This window comes from Mesorhizobium sp. LNHC232B00 (assembly GCF_000502435.1).
Lineage (GTDB): Bacteria > Pseudomonadota > Alphaproteobacteria > Rhizobiales > Rhizobiaceae > Mesorhizobium > Mesorhizobium opportunistum.
Map to the genome: position 1 here is coordinate 19,772 of NZ_AYWP01000022.1, position 14,059 is coordinate 33,830.

Sequence of the window (14,059 nt, forward strand, 5' to 3'; positions counted from 1 at the left end):
TATGCAAGGCGGTCGCAGCACGGATCCTATCCTGCGCTTTCACGGCGCGGCCCATGGTGTTACCGGCTCATGCTACGAGATCGAAACCTCCCGCTGGCGGGTTCTCGTCGATTGCGGCCTGTTCCAAGGATCGAAGTCGGAACGGGAACTGAATTATGGCCAGTTTCCGTTCCCGCCGGTTACGATTGACGCCATCATCCTGACGCATGCGCATATCGACCATAGCGGGCTCTTGGCGAAGCTGGTCAAGCAGGGCTTCTCCGGCCCCATCCATTCGACCCGCGCCACGATTGATCTCTGCTCGGTGATGCTGCCTGACGCGGCGCATATCCAGGAAATGGAAGTCGAACAGCTGAACCGCCGCAACGCGCGGCGCGGTCGGCCGCTGGTCGAGCCGATCTACACTCTTTCAGATGCGGCCGCCTGCATGACCTTGTTCCGGGCCCTGGAATACGGCGAATGGACAACCGTCGCCGAAGGCCTTCGAGCCCGCTTCTGGAACGCCGGTCACCTGCTCGGCTCTGCCTCGGTCGAACTCGAGATCGATCTGGATCACCAGAAGAGACCGATGCGCATTCTGTTTTCAGGCGATATCGGGCCTGGTCACAAGTTGCTGCAGACCGATCCGGAAGGTCCGGCCGGTGTCGACTATCTCATCTGCGAATCGACCTATGGCAATCGGGATCGCCCGGATGTCTCTCCGGAGCAACGGCGATCCATGCTCGGCGATGTGGTGCGCGCCGCGGCCGCGGCGAGCGGTCCGCTGATCATTCCCTCCTTCGCCGTGGAGCGGACGCAGGAACTGCTGGTCGATCTCCACCTGCTCATGCGAACCGGTGCCGTGCCCAGCGCGCCGGTCTTTGTCGACTCGCCGCTGGCTACCCGCGCCAGCGCGATTTTTGAACGGCACGCCGACGACATCGAACGGGGCGAGGTGCTGCGCCATGCTCTCAGCTCAAAGGACCTGCGCTTCACCGAGACGGTGGAACAGAGCAAGGCGATCAATCGCCTGACCGGCTTCTTCGTGGTGATCGCCGCCAGCGGCATGTGCGATGCGGGGCGCATCCGCCATCATCTCAAGGCCAATCTCTGGCGCCGGAATGCTACGGTGATGATCGCCGGGTACCAGGCCCAGGGCTCTCTCGGCAGGATCCTGCTCGATGGGGCGCGGCGTGTGCGTATCCAGGGCGAAGAGGTCGAGGTCAAGGCGCATATCAGCCTGTTCGATCTCTATTCCGGTCATGCCGACGCTGTCGAACTGGTTGCGTGGGTCGCGGCCAGAGGTCCGGTAAGGCAGGCGGTGTTCCTCACCCATGGCGAGGAAGAAGGGCTGCGTGGATTCAGCGAGCGGCTGCAATCGACTATGCCTGACGGCAGCATCATCATGCCGCGGCTGGATGATGCATTCCAATTGACGCTCAGTGGCAGTCTCCCGGTCGAACTCAACCAGCCCCGCCGTCTGAGACCGGAAAGCGTTGCCCGCCTCGACTGGCACGACGACCTGTCAAACCTTCTCCTGGACATCAACGAGGCGGTCGGTGGCGCGGCCGACGAGCGGGGACGTGCGGCGGTCATCAGGCGCATACGCCGCGCGCTCGAGTGCAACGATGCTTGATGCCTGCGAAGCGATCAAATGAACACGCGCCGACGCGTTTGTGTCGTTTCGCTGCGGGTCGACGGATACAGGCGCAAGTCGAAATCGCAAGACTGTTGCCAACAACGGAGCCAGACATGACCGAGCACACGACAAACCCAGCTTCCGGTGGCGTCCTGTCCAACCTTGAGGCGCGCGACATCGATGCCTATTGGCGCGCTGCCAACTATCTGACGATTGGCCAGATCTATCTGCTCGACAATCCGCTGCTGCGCGAACCGTTGCGGCTGGAACACGTCAAGCCGCGCCTCCTCGGCCATTGGGGAACGTCGCCGGGGCTGAGTTTCATCTATGCCCACCTCAATCGTGTGATCAGGCTCAGGGATGCGAATGTGATCTATGTCTGCGGGCCTGGTCACGGCGGACCGGCAATTGTAGCGAACACCTATCTTGAGGGCATCTACAGTGAGCTCAATCCCGACATGTCGATGGATGAGCAGGGGATGCGCAAACTCTTCCGGCAGTTTTCGTTTCCGGGCGGCATACCGAGCCACGCGGCGCCCGACGTGCCGGGCTCAATCCACGAGGGCGGCGAACTGGGCTACGCGCTTTCTCATGCCTATGGCGCGGCCTTCGACAATCCCGATCTCGTCGTCGCCTGCGTCGTCGGCGACGGAGAGGCCGAGACCGGACCGATGGCCACCGCATGGCATTCCAACAAGTTTCTGAATCCTGAGCGCGATGGAGCGGTTCTGCCGATCCTGCATCTGAACGGCTACAAAATCGCCAATCCGACCATTCTGGCTCGTATCCCAGAAGACGAATTGCGCGCGCTGTTCGTCGGCTATGGCTATGAACCGCTGTTCGTCGAGGGGCACGAGCCGGCGCTGATGCATGAGCGGATGGCGAGCGTGGTCGACGATGCGTTCGACCGCATCCGAGAAATCCAGCACGGTGCGCGGACCGGTTCCGCAACAGGCACATCGCGACCAAGATGGCCGATGATCGTGCTGCGCAGCCCCAAGGGCTGGACCGGGCCGAAGGAGGTCGATGGACTGAAGACTGAGGGCTTCTGGCGCTCGCATCAGGTTCCCCTGTCGAGCCTTGCGGAAAACCCCGCGCATCTCAAGCTGCTCGAGGACTGGCTGAAAAGCTACCGGCCCGAGGAGCTGTTCGACGCTGCCGGCGCTCCTGTCGCCTCGATCCGCGCTTCCGCACCTGAGGGCACACGGCGCATGGGTGCCAACCCGCATGCCAATGGCGGCCTGCTGCGCAAGTCCCTCGAACTGCCCGCGGTGCATGACCATGCGGTTACGATAGAACGGCCGGGCGCGGTGAAGGCCGAGTCGACGCGGGTGATGGGCAAGTTCTTGCGCGCCGTCATGGAGTTGAACGAGGCGGCGAAGAACTTCCGCATCGTCGGTCCTGATGAGACGGCATCGAACCGGCTTCAGGATGTGTTCGAGGTCACAGAGCGCGCGTGGATGGAAACGATCCTGCCTGAGGACGTTCATCTCGGCCGCGACGGCAGGGTCCTGGAAATCCTCTCGGAACACACGTGCCAGGGCTGGCTCGAAGGCTACCTGCTGACCGGCCGGCACGGCCTGTTCTCCTGCTACGAGGCGTTTATCCACATCGTCGATTCCATGTTCAACCAGCATGCCAAATGGCTGGACGCGTGCCGCGACATTCCGTGGCGGCGGCCCGTTGCGTCGCTGAACTATCTGCTGTCGAGCCATGTCTGGCATCAGGAACACAATGGCTTCAGCCATCAGGATCCCGGCTTCATCGATGTAGCCCTCAACAAGAAAGCCGATATCGTGCGTGTCTACCTGCCACCGGATGCCAACACTTTGCTGTGCGTAACCGATCACGTGTTGCAGACATGGAACCGCATCAACGTCATCGTCGCTGGCAAGCCGCCATCCTGGCAGTGGCTTTCAATGGACAAAGCCATTGTTCATTGCAGGACAGGCATCGGCATATGGGACTGGGCTTCGACCGACAATGGCGAGGAGCCTGACGTCGTAATGGCTTGCGCCGGCGACGTCCCGACGCTCGAAACGCTGGCGGCCGTACAGATCCTTAGGCATCACATTCCCGAGCTCAGGATCAGGGTGGTCAATGTCGTCGACCTGATGACCCTGCAGCCCAAGGAGCATCACCCACATGGGTTGTCGGATCGCGAATTCGATGCCCTGTTTACCACGGAAAAGCCGGTGATCTTCGCCTATCACGGCTATCCCTGGACCATCCATCGCCTGACCTACCGGCGCACCAATCACGACAACATCCACGTGCGTGGCTACAACGAGGAAGGCACGACCACAACGCCATTCGACATGACGGTGCTGAATGGTCTCGATCGATATCATCTCGTCCAGAGCGTCCTTGACCGCCTGCCAAAGGTCAAGGGCGCCAATATTGGGCTGATGCAGGACATGGAAGGCAAGCTGCTTGAGCATCGAGCCTATATTCGGGCTCATGGGCAGGATATGCCGGAGATCCTCGGCTGGAAATGGGAGGAGCGGCCGGATGCAGCGCCAGACTTGCCCAACAAGCCGATGAGCGGCTTTCGGCGCAAAGCTATTCGGACAGCTTAATGAGCGATGCGATCCTTGTCCTGAACGGCGGGTCATCGAGCCTGAAATTCGCTGTCTTCGACGCAAGCGCCGAGCTTTCCGTGCTGCTGCGCGGCAACGTCTCGTCGCTCGGACAGCATCCGCGCCTGCACGTCGCGGCCGCGGCCGGATCCCCCGAGATCGACAGCAGCCTGGGTGACGCACCGATCGATGTTGCCAAGGCATTCGCGACGGTCGCCTCGCTCCTCGCCGATCGCAACCTTCTTGCCCGCATCGACAGGGTCGGGCACCGGATCGTCCATGGCGGGCGCGACTTCACCGAAGCGACGCTGCTCGACGCGGACGCGCTCGAGGCATTACAGCTGCTGGAGCCGCTGGCGCCCATCCATCAAAGGATCAATCTCGGGATCGTCGCCCTGGCCGCAGAGCTCCTCCCGCGGGCGCGTCAAGTCGGGTGCTTCGACACCGCGTTTCATGCGACCCGCCCAGGACTTGCCAAGATCTACGGGCTGCCGCGCGCGATGACCGAGGCGGGCATCGTTTCCTATGGTTTTCACGGCCTGTCCTACAGCCATATCGCTGCGAAGCTGCGCGAGCGCTACGGTGCGGCGGCCGGCGGCCGGGCGATCGTCGCTCATCTCGGCAGCGGCGCCAGCCTCTGCGCCATGGAGGCTGGACGCAGTGTCGCCACGACTATGGGGTTTTCGACGCTTGACGGCCTCGTCATGAGCACCCGCTGCGGCGTGCTGGACCCGGGCGTCATCCTGTATCTGCTGCAGGAGAGGAGGCTGTCGAGCGAAGACCTGGCCAGCCTTCTCTACGAACGTTCCGGCCTGCTTGGCGTGTCCGGCGTTTCTGGAGACATGCAGGTCCTGCTTGGCGCAAAAGTGCCTTCGGCGGTTCAAGCCGTCGACCTCTTCGTCTATCGCATCGGGCGTGAGATCGGCTCGCTTGCCGCCGCGCTTGGCGGGCTCGACACGCTGGTGTTCAGCGCTGGCATCGGCGAACACGCGCCACTGATCCGGCACAAGATCTGCGCGGCAGCCGAATGGCTTGGCGTCGAGCTCGATGAGGACTTGAACCAGAAAAGTGCAGAGAGTGTCAGTGCGCGAAAGTCCCGCGTCGCCATTCTCGTCATTCCGGCTGACGAGGAACAGGCTGTAGCTCGCGAGCTGCTCACATTGTGAGCGGTCTACCCGCTGTTTGATCCGCGTGCCGCATCCTTATTTCGGCAACTTGGCGCCGCGCTTGCGCTGGACCAGCACGAGCGTAGGGTCATCCGGATCCGTCGTGACGGTGAAGCCCATCTCGCGCTCAAGCTCGATTGCTGTGCGGTTTTCCCGATTTTCGATCGACTCGATCGTTTCGAGACCGTGCTTATCCGCGTAGCGGGCAATGTGGGCGAGCAATTCCCAGCCGACTCCCAGATGCTTGCGGTCGTCGCGAATGCAGACGGCGACCTCGCCCCGCCGGTCCGCCGGATCGCTGGCCAGTGTCGTCACCGCGATCAGCATTCCGTCTGGTGCGAATGCAAGAAAATTATGGATGTGCGCATCATCGGACCGCGTCATTGCCACCAGCCGCTCATGCGAGACTTCGCGCACGGCACCGAGAAAGCGGAAGCGCAGATCTTCAGGCGTCACATGGGTGAAAAACTCAGCCAGTGCCGGCTCGTCCTCGGCGCGCGCGCCGCGCACTTGGAAACAGAAGCCCGTGTGGGTGGTGAGGGTCTTGTTCATCGTCTGGTCCTTGGTCTGTGGTCTGGCGTCGTCGCAGCGGCGAGGGCGGGTTATTCGCCCATGTCCAAAAGCACGTCCTGCTTGAGGATCTCGATGCTGCGCAGGCCGAGCAGGCGAATGACGCCTTTGTCCTTCAGACGCGTGAAGACCCGCGATACCGTCTCGATAGTGAGGCCGAGATAGTCGCCAATGTCCAGGCGCGACATCGGCAACTCGACCTGGCGCAAGCCGCCCTGGCGTTCCGTCATGTCGACCAGGAACGCGGCGACCCGTTCGATGGCATTCTGGCGGCCGAGGACCAGCAGATGTTCCTGGGCTCTGATCAAGCCCTTGAGCGCCAGCGGCAGCAACTGCCGGGACATGTCCGCGACCGCAGCGATCCTGACAACGCGGATGCCGGTCGCATTGATGGCCTCGGCAAAGAAATGATGCGTGGCGTCGGCCTCGAAGCCGAACGTCTCTCCGGCCATATGAAAGGCGCTGATCTGCCGGCGGCCGTCGGCCAGCAGCCGGTAGACACGCACCGCGCCGAATTCGACTTGATAAAGCGGGCCGGCTTTCTCGCCCTGGGCATAGATCTCGGTACCGGCCGGGAAGAAGCTGACAGGCTGTGCCAGAGCGCCATCGAGGTGGACAGCGCTCTGCGTCGGCAGTTCAATGTTGGCGATCTGTTGAGCGTACATGGCTGTGTTCCTGGTTGATCCGTGACACAGCAATCGCGCGAATCCGCAGATCGCGAAATTCGGTTATGTCCCTACGGGAAACTACCTAGCCAGAGCAGGCTGGCCTGGGTCGCCTTCCAGGGCCGCTGTCGGTTCGGCATTTGAACGATCGCCTTTGCGGTAGGTCAAAGCTCGCTGCGTTCACCTGATTAAAGGTGTTGGGAACGATGGAATGCCCAAATGTCCCAATCTACCCGACCCACTATCGCTTTGTCTGGTCTCAGCGAGGTCGAGGCACAAGCCAGGCTCGCCGTCGATGGCTTCAACGAACTGCCCAGATCGAACCGGCGCACGCCGTTGCGGATCGCCTTCGAAGTTGTGCGCGAACCGATGCTGGCCCTTCTGTTGGGCGGAGGTGCCGTTTACCTGCTTCTTGGCGATCTGCACGAGGCGTTGATCCTAGCTGCTTTTGCCACCTTGTCGGTGGCGATAACAATCGTACAGGAAGCGCGGACAGAACGCGTCCTGGAGGCGTTGCGCGACCTGACAAGCCCGCGTGCCCTGGTGATACGCGACGGTGAACGCAGGCGCATTTCAGGGCGCGAGGTGGTGCGCGGCGATCTGGTGGCGCTGGGCGAGGGCGATCGGGTGCCGGCCGACGTCTTGCTGATCCAAAGCTTGGATCTCCAGACCGATGAATCGCTGTTGACCGGCGAGTCTGTCCCGGTGCGCAAGATTGCAGCCAAGGACGGCGATCCGCCAGCCGAACGCCGCCCGGGCGGCGACGACCTGCCTTTGGGGTTCTCCGGATCACTCGTGGTACGCGGTTCAGGCATTGGCGAAGTTCTTGCAACCGGGCCGCTGAGCCAAATCGGTGCGATCGGCCAATCGCTCAGCAACATGGAGATAGAGGAACCCCGCTTGCAGCGACAGACGAAACGTCTTGTCAGCATCTTCGCACTGGTCGGTGGCGCGGTCAGTGTGCTCGCGGTCGTCCTTTACGGCTTGTTGCGCGGCGGGTGGCTCGACGCGGTTCTGGCGGGCATTGCGCTGGGTATGTCGATGCTGCCGGAAGAGTTTCCAATGGTGTTGACCATTTTCATGGCGATGGGCGCCTGGCGCATCTCGCAGGCGCGCGTGCTCACCCGTCGTGCGGCGGCTATCGAAACGCTCGGCTCGGCCACAGTTCTCTGCACCGACAAGACCGGAACATTGACCGAAAACCGCATGACAATCGCGGAGCTGAGAACGCCTGACGGCAACCGGCTCCGGCTATCTGACGACATGCACGCCGCGATGCCAGCGGCCTTTGGCGAGCTGGTCGAGCTTGGTGTGCTCGCCAGCGCCGAAATTCCTTTTGATCCGATGGAACAGGCATTTCACGCCCTTTCATGGAAGCGATCGCCCAGTCGCAAAGATATCGACAGTGCTGATCCCAAACTCGTCCGCGCCTATGGTTTGCGTCCCGAATTTCTGGCCATGTCGAATGCCTGGCAATCGCCGGTTGACGGCAGCGGTTATTCGATTGCCGCCAAGGGCTCGCCTGAGTCCATCGCGGCACTTTGTCGACTGAGCACGGATCGTCTCGCTTCGATCAAGGCTTCCGTGGACGCCATGGCCGCCGAAGGACTGCGGGTGCTCGGGGTGGCGCGAGCCAGCCATTGTGCTGGTGAACTGCCCGAAAGGCAGACAGGTTTCGACTTCGAGTTCATGGGCCTGGTCGGGCTGGCTGACCCCTTGCGCCCGGAGGTTCCGTATGCCGTGAGCAACTGCCGGTCCGCTGGAATCCGGGTGGTCATGATCACCGGGGACTATCCGGCGACCGCCAGAGCAATAGCCAGTCAGGCCGGGCTCGATTTCAGCGACGTCGTGACCGGTGAAAAGCTCAAGACAATGGATGATGCGGAACTTTCGGCGTGCGTCAAGACCGCAACAGTGTTCGCGCGGATCATGCCCGAGCAGAAACTTGCGATCGTCAGAGCCTTGAAGGCCAATGGCGAGATCGTCGGGATGACCGGAGACGGCGTCAACGACGCTCCGTCGCTAAAAGCGGCCAACATCGGCATTGCCATGGGAGGTCGCGGCACCGATGTCGCGCGCGAGGCGTCGTCCATTATCCTTCTCGACGACGACTTCGGGTCGATCGTCAAAGCCATACGGCTAGGCCGCCGCATCTACGACAATTTGCGCAAGGCAATGGGCTTCATTCTTGCCGTGCATGTGCCAATCGCGGGGCTGGCCCTTCTTCCCTTGCTGTTTGGCCTGCCCATTCTGTTCGGACCGATTCACATAGCCTTTCTGGAAATGGTAATCGATCCCGTCTGTTCCTTGGTTTTTGAAGCCGAGACAGAGGAAGACGACGTTATGAATCGCCCTCCACGAGATCCGGAAGCAGCGCTCTTTTCGCGCTCGTTGATAGCCTGGAGCGTCGTGCAGGGCCTGCTGGCGTTCGCACTTGTCGCGGGCATCTTCCTCTTTGCCTTGCACTGGGGAATGCCGGAGAACGAGATTCGCGCCTTGACGTTTTTTTCGCTGGTACTCTCCATCGTCGGCCTGATTTTCGTCAACCGAACGTTCAGCGGCTCGCTGCTGATTGCGTTGTTCCGGCCCAATCGATCGCTGGCTCTTGTCATCGTGGTGGTTGCCGCAGCGCTGGGCGGGACACTTCTCTGGCCGCTGGCGAGCGGTCTGTTCCAATTCGGACCACTCCACGTTGACGACCTGTCGGTGACGCTGGCGGCAGGAGCCGCAGTGCTGATCTGCCTCGAATTCCTGAAGCATTTCTGGAGAGGTTGGTTAAAAGCCTGACCGCGTTCGACATTGGCGCTGCGGTGTTCACGAAGCCGCGCTAATCTTGCCTTGGATATGGCTAGCCCCGAATCCGGCTGCTCACAAGGCGTTTGCAGGATGCTGCCGTTACCTTGTCCCGGCCGTTCTGGCCTAGGGATCGCAATAGATGCCATCGAGCGTCTGCAGGATGCGTTCGACCTCGGTCGAGGCGCCGTACTAGACCTGCTGGGGCCGGCGGATGACAGAAAACCTGCCCGACGCAATGACTGACGATCCGGTTGCGATCAGCGATCTTGCGGACGGTGCGATGAAAGCGGCCGAGGGGGCCGGCATCGCCACCACGGAAATCACTGACGAAGTGCCCAGCGTGTTCGACGTCATCGCCGAAGCCATGGATCACCGCGAGGCCGCACGCCTTGACACTGATCGGCACCGCTTGACTCGCTCCCGACGCGTTCCCATTTTGGTCTTCCGCAACGGCAGGCTGGTGATCTCATGTTATGTCGACTTACGTGGTGAAGGCAGCGGAGAATCGGCGCGGCTTCAACCTCGTCACGCGAGGACTGGAGAGATCAGTCCAAAGGCCCCGGCAACTTGCTGCGGCATCCCAATTTAGTAAGGTGCTTTCGGCAAAGCGGGGGGCCGCGGGAACTGGAAGCAGATGGTTGCCACCTTGGGCAGGCAGATGCAGCGCGCCGGCTTCGATCGAGACATCATCAACTGCGAACTTCGCGAGTTTCAACGCCGTTCAGCGCGAGCTTTAGCTGCGATCTGGACAGGGGCAGCGGCCCGGAGGCAGCGCCGCGTGACCCGGCTCCGATCTGAGAGCCGGGTCCGGCGTAAGAAGATCAGTAGTCGTTGTTCTCGATGACGACGTGACGATGCCGGCGGTGCATCGGGCGGTCGTCCGAACGTCTAATGATGATGGTATCGGGACGATGATGTCTGCGCCAATAATGGCGATTGCCGTTGTCGTAAAACGCCTCGGTGCCATGACGGCGATGATGGAGGCGAGCTCCGTCCTCATTGATGACGACAGCGTCCGCACGATGGTGATGGCGGTGCTGGTTCGTGGTGAGAACGATCGCATCCGCCGAGGCAATGGAAGGCGCGGCAAAGCAAAGCGCCAGCGCGCCCAGAATCAGGGTGGTTTTCATGTTCAACTCTCCAAGGAAGTAAGATGCCCTTCGGTAAATAAACATCGTTTGCACACTTTGGTTCCTGTCTGGATTGTTAGCCGGCACGACTCGGCGAGCCGCGACGCTTCCCTTGAGGGTCTCCGGGAAAGAGCGGCAGATTTCACAGCCCGATAGTTTGCCCGGTTTCCACATGAAGGAAAGCCACCGACGAATTGCTGAGCGGGTCGTCAGGGAACGCGTGGGCGGCGGCGGAACTGGGATTTGCATCCACCAGAGTCGCCGCCGCCTGCTCAACTTCGTTTGCCAGGAGATCAACCCGCTCCATGCGGTTGATGACGCGATCGTGGAGCATCTGCAGTCGCGCGTCATGGTACATCAAGCTGCGCAGGTGCCCGTCGGAGTTGAGCGGTTCGAACAGCACTGTCATAGCTCGGCTTCCTCGGTTCTCATCCCTTCCATTAGCAAACCATCATTTTCAGCTTTGGTTCCGATTGCCGAGAGGGGGGATGAATACACGGTCGAGAATGGCGAGCAGCGAACCCAGAGCGCGCATCACGTCCCACGCGGGCGCGGATCAATGACGGCCGGGAGGCACCCCCACAAGGGGCCGTCGCGCGGGCCAATTATCCGATCACCCGCGCAGAAATTTTTACCAAATATTCCGACTCCATAATGTGATTTGGTTTTTCAGCAGGTTCTCCCAATATGCACTGAGAGGGGGATTGGGAGGTCACGCGGATGGAACGCCTGTTGAAGTCCGACGACGTCATACAACAAGCCATAGACCAGGCTATTCAGGGCGAAATCGTCTCCCTTAAGAAGGCCATCGCATTCATCCGAACGAAGCGCCCTGACCTAAAGGGCGAGCTGGACGAACTCGGCCACGACAACCCACTATGTGAAAAGGTGGTCCACATCGCTGCGCAGACTGGGAAAGCCGTCCTCTTCGACCTGCACGATTAGATCAGCGCCCGTTGTTTAAACCTATCATATCAGCGGATCGCAATTCCGACCCGCAATGGAACCATTTGTCCGACAATAAGTTATAGGCGCCAGGACTCATGGGGGCTCCCTTGGCGAAGCGCGACAAAGCCGGCCACAAGACCGTCGCCGACTCTCTTCAGGAACTGATCCGAAACGAGGACAACCGTCTTCAGGTTCGGAGGGCCTTCGGGTTGGAAGTCGAACCTGAGTTGCCGCCGACGTTAGCCTCACTCCTCAACGCCGTTGAACAGGCTCATCAGGAAACTCTAAATTACCCTCACGAGCCAGCAGAGGTACGACTTGAGGCGAGACCCGGATGGGAGCTGGACGGTGTTCGACGTGTTCACCGGGCAGCCGGCTGATGAGTGGGGACACCGGCTGAACACCTCGACCGGCTGTTGATTTCCACCGAGAGCTGACCCGGGATTTTCACCGAGAAGTGACCCGTCTCATGTATGTCTCGGTTAGGTGTTGACGGTCAAGGTTCTGGCTTTCTACTTTGCTTTTTTGGGCTCGTGGGCTGAGCTGTTCTTGAACCGGAAAGTTTCCGGTTTCGAGGATGTGGCAATGATGGGTTAATCGGTCGAGGAGCGCCGTTGTCATCTTGGCATCGCCGAAGGGTGGCGAATGGGGCCATGAGGTCAAGTTCGACGGCTACCGAACCCAACTCATCAAGGACGCTGACGGCATCCGCTTCTACACCAAGAACGGCTTCGACTGGACGGCCAAGTACTGGCCGCTTGCCGACGAGGCGAAGGCGATAAGGCCGAGAGCTTCATCATCGAGGGTGAGACAATCGTCACCAATGAGGCTGGACTGTCGGACTTCCATGCGCTGCGCTCCGCCATCACGAGACGCCCCCAAGATCTATACCTCGTCGCCTTCGACCTTCTGCACCTCAACGGCCATGATCTACGCGACATGCCGCTGAAGGATAGACGTGAAATCCTGCAAGCGGTCATCCCCGCCGGAAAACATATCCAGTTCAGCGAAGATCTGCCTGGCACCGGTGAAGCCGTCTACCATCTTGCCTGCGAGGCTGGCCTTGAAGGCATCGTCTCGAAATGCCTCGACAGCCCTTACCGCAGCGGCTCGACCATGAACTGGCGCAAGATCAAGTGCTACGTCGAGAAGGAAATGGAAATCATCGGCGTGAAGCGTGAGACCGGAAAGCCGGCCATGGTGCTCATGGCTTATAAGGGCCTCTACATGGGCGGGGCCTTCGTGACACTCAAAGCCGACAAGCGCCAGGCCCTATGGGACCGCGTGCAAGGGAAGGCCGGCGCACTGCCGCCGAAGGGTTTGGCAAAGGAGAAGGCCGAGTGGCTGAAACCTGGGCTCGTCGGCCGAGTGAGATTTCTGAAGGGTGAGGCCAAGCTGCGCCATGCCGCTCTGAAGGACTTCTGGCAAGCCCAGTGAGGATGCGACTAGACGGCATCGTTTCAAATATCTATGTTAGAAATATCTAAAGTATGGGTGACCCGCCAAGGTCCTGTATTCGCGCTATTTTGCTGTGCTTTTTTCCGGGGGGAGACGCCAGTATGACAAGCGAACGTCACTACGAATACGAACTGGGGCATTCGGACAGAGAACTGAAAAGGCTGGCGACTCAGGCCGCCTTGGTTGACCCGATGACACGGGACTACCTGCGGCGAGCTGGACTCCGGACCGGAATGAAGGTTCTTGACGTAGGGAGCGGGGCCGGCGATGTCGCCTTTCTCGCGGCTGATATTGTGGGACCCACGGGTCTTGTTATCGGCTCTGACAGGTCGGCGGAGGCTCTTAACGCTGCTCGTGCGAGAGCCGCGCAACGCGGACTGGAGAATGTAATCTTCCAGCAGTGTGATCCTGCAACCTTCACTTTCGATATATCGTTCGATGCTATCGTGGGCCGATACGTTCTAATGTTCTCGCCCGATCCGGTCGAAATGTTGAGGGGGGTTGCCCGGCATCTGGGTCCCGGGGGCGTGATAGTATTCCACGAAGTCGATTGGACCGGCGCCGCCTCTTTTCCTTCCGCCCCAACGTACGAAAACTGCTTTCGGTGTATCGTGGAGACATTTCGTAGGGTAGGGACCAACCCCAACATGGGCCTGCGGCTCCATTCGACCTTCGTCAAAGCTGGGCTGCCGGCACCTAGCATGGCGGTAAGTGCTCTCGCCGGGGGTGGATCAGATAGTCTGAGCGGCATTGATTTGATCTCCGATCTCGCAGTAATCATGGCTCCAGTTATGGAGCAGATGGGCGTTATCGCAACGTCAGAGCTCGGTCCCGAGACGCTTCAGGATCGAATTCGCGCCGAGGCTTCTAGAAACGCAAGCGTGGTGGTCGGCCGATATGAGGTGGGCGCTTGGTCCAGACGAATGTAGCGCCGCGCGTTTATGCGATAGCCTCTACGGACTCTATTTGCGCTTCCCCTCGACGCCCAGCGCCGCCCTGAGCGCACGCTCGGCCACCTTGAGGCGAGCATCGGTACCACCATAATCTTCCCCGACGCTTCCCGACGAAAATGACCAAGCACGATATCTTGGTCCGCCTTAGAGACCCCGGCCAGCCGGAGACGGTCCTT

Annotated in this window: 11 protein-coding genes and 2 pseudogenes; 8 read left to right on the forward strand and 5 right to left on the reverse strand. The window is 60.7% G+C overall.

Going from position 1 to position 14,059, the window contains the following annotated elements:
- The first annotated feature begins 1 nt into the window (after position 1).
- The 3 genes from X743_RS146310 to X743_RS146300 all read left to right on the forward strand — a co-directional run bounded on the left by X743_RS146310 (position 2) and on the right by X743_RS146300 (position 5,363).
- Positions 2-1,615, forward strand: a complete 1,614-nt coding sequence (locus tag X743_RS146310) for an MBL fold metallo-hydrolase (protein ID WP_023767649.1) — start codon at positions 2-4, stop codon at positions 1,613-1,615.
- 116 nt (positions 1,616-1,731) lie between these two features.
- On the forward strand, positions 1,732-4,197 hold the full coding sequence (locus X743_RS146305) for a phosphoketolase family protein (protein ID WP_023767650.1): 2,466 nt from the start codon (positions 1,732-1,734) through the stop codon (positions 4,195-4,197).
- On the forward strand, positions 4,197-5,363 hold the full coding sequence (locus X743_RS146300) for an acetate/propionate family kinase (protein ID WP_023767651.1): 1,167 nt from the start codon (positions 4,197-4,199) through the stop codon (positions 5,361-5,363). Before X743_RS146305 ends, X743_RS146300 begins: the two co-directional genes overlap by 1 nt.
- A 36-nt stretch (positions 5,364-5,399) precedes the next feature.
- On the opposite strand, the gene X743_RS146295 is transcribed toward X743_RS146300, so the two are convergent.
- Both X743_RS146295 and X743_RS146290 read right to left on the reverse strand, forming a co-directional pair.
- On the reverse strand, positions 5,400-5,915 hold the full coding sequence (locus X743_RS146295; RefSeq protein ID WP_023767652.1) for a GNAT family N-acetyltransferase: 516 nt from the start codon (positions 5,913-5,915) through the stop codon (positions 5,400-5,402).
- Between the two features lie 50 nt (positions 5,916-5,965).
- Positions 5,966-6,598 carry a helix-turn-helix domain-containing protein gene (locus tag X743_RS146290; protein WP_023767653.1) on the reverse strand — a complete coding sequence of 211 codons (633 nt, stop codon included), beginning with the start codon at positions 6,596-6,598 and terminating at the stop codon, positions 5,966-5,968.
- 219 nt (positions 6,599-6,817) lie between these two features.
- On the opposite strand from X743_RS146290, the gene X743_RS146285 reads away from it, so the two are divergent.
- Entirely contained in the window at positions 6,818-9,385 is a 2,568-nt protein-coding gene (locus X743_RS146285) for a cation-translocating P-type ATPase (RefSeq protein WP_023767654.1), read from the forward strand.
- A gap of 220 nt (positions 9,386-9,605) precedes the next feature.
- Positions 9,606-9,983: a DUF768 domain-containing protein gene (locus tag X743_RS146280; protein WP_031258167.1), complete on the forward strand. Its 378-nt coding sequence runs from the start codon at positions 9,606-9,608 to the stop codon at positions 9,981-9,983.
- Between the two features lie 232 nt (positions 9,984-10,215).
- Here the strand turns inward: X743_RS146280 and X743_RS146275 are convergent, their stop codons facing one another.
- Positions 10,216-10,524: a hypothetical protein gene (locus tag X743_RS146275; RefSeq protein ID WP_023767656.1), complete on the reverse strand. Its 309-nt coding sequence runs from the start codon at positions 10,522-10,524 to the stop codon at positions 10,216-10,218.
- Positions 10,525-10,666: 142 nt separating this feature from the next.
- Positions 10,667-10,933 (reverse strand): hypothetical protein, encoded by a 267-nt coding sequence (locus X743_RS146270; RefSeq protein ID WP_023767657.1) that lies wholly within the window; start codon positions 10,931-10,933, stop codon positions 10,667-10,669.
- A 311-nt stretch (positions 10,934-11,244) separates the two neighbouring features.
- Between X743_RS146270 and X743_RS146265 the strand changes: the two genes are divergently transcribed.
- Positions 11,245-11,469 (forward strand): hypothetical protein, encoded by a 225-nt coding sequence (locus tag X743_RS146265; RefSeq protein WP_023767658.1) that lies wholly within the window; start codon positions 11,245-11,247, stop codon positions 11,467-11,469.
- Positions 11,470-11,984: 515 nt separating this feature from the next.
- Here X743_RS146265 and X743_RS1000000172930 read toward each other — a convergent pair.
- Positions 11,985-12,108: pseudogene (locus X743_RS1000000172930) on the reverse strand (ATP-binding protein); the annotation flags it as partial.
- Between X743_RS1000000172930 and X743_RS01000000169325 the strand changes: the two are divergent.
- Together X743_RS01000000169325 and X743_RS146255 are read left to right on the forward strand one after the other, a co-directional pair.
- Positions 12,092-12,909: pseudogene (locus X743_RS01000000169325) on the forward strand (ATP-dependent DNA ligase). The pseudogenes X743_RS1000000172930 and X743_RS01000000169325 sit on opposite strands and share 17 nt — an antisense overlap.
- A gap of 122 nt (positions 12,910-13,031) precedes the next feature.
- On the forward strand, positions 13,032-13,859 hold the full coding sequence (locus tag X743_RS146255; protein ID WP_023767660.1) for a class I SAM-dependent methyltransferase: 828 nt from the start codon (positions 13,032-13,034) through the stop codon (positions 13,857-13,859).
- Positions 13,860-14,059: the final 200 nt, after the last annotated feature.

Coding starts and splice junctions, on each gene's coding strand:
- X743_RS146280 (WP_031258167.1), top strand. CDS start 9,606: ATGACAGAAAACCTGCCCGACGCAATGACTGACGATCCGGTTGCGATC.
- X743_RS146285 (WP_023767654.1), top strand. CDS start 6,818: ATGTCCCAATCTACCCGACCCACTATCGCTTTGTCTGGTCTCAGCGAG.
- X743_RS146310 (WP_023767649.1), top strand. CDS start 2: ATGCAAGGCGGTCGCAGCACGGATCCTATCCTGCGCTTTCACGGCGCG.
- X743_RS146265 (WP_023767658.1), top strand. CDS start 11,245: ATGGAACGCCTGTTGAAGTCCGACGACGTCATACAACAAGCCATAGAC.
- X743_RS146290 (WP_023767653.1), bottom strand. CDS start 6,598: ATGTACGCTCAACAGATCGCCAACATTGAACTGCCGACGCAGAGCGCT.
- X743_RS146275 (WP_023767656.1), bottom strand. CDS start 10,524: ATGAAAACCACCCTGATTCTGGGCGCGCTGGCGCTTTGCTTTGCCGCG.
- X743_RS146295 (WP_023767652.1), bottom strand. CDS start 5,915: ATGAACAAGACCCTCACCACCCACACGGGCTTCTGTTTCCAAGTGCGC.
- X743_RS146300 (WP_023767651.1), top strand. CDS start 4,197: ATGAGCGATGCGATCCTTGTCCTGAACGGCGGGTCATCGAGCCTGAAA.
- X743_RS146270 (WP_023767657.1), bottom strand. CDS start 10,933: ATGACAGTGCTGTTCGAACCGCTCAACTCCGACGGGCACCTGCGCAGC.
- X743_RS146255 (WP_023767660.1), top strand. CDS start 13,032: ATGACAAGCGAACGTCACTACGAATACGAACTGGGGCATTCGGACAGA.
- X743_RS146305 (WP_023767650.1), top strand. CDS start 1,732: ATGACCGAGCACACGACAAACCCAGCTTCCGGTGGCGTCCTGTCCAAC.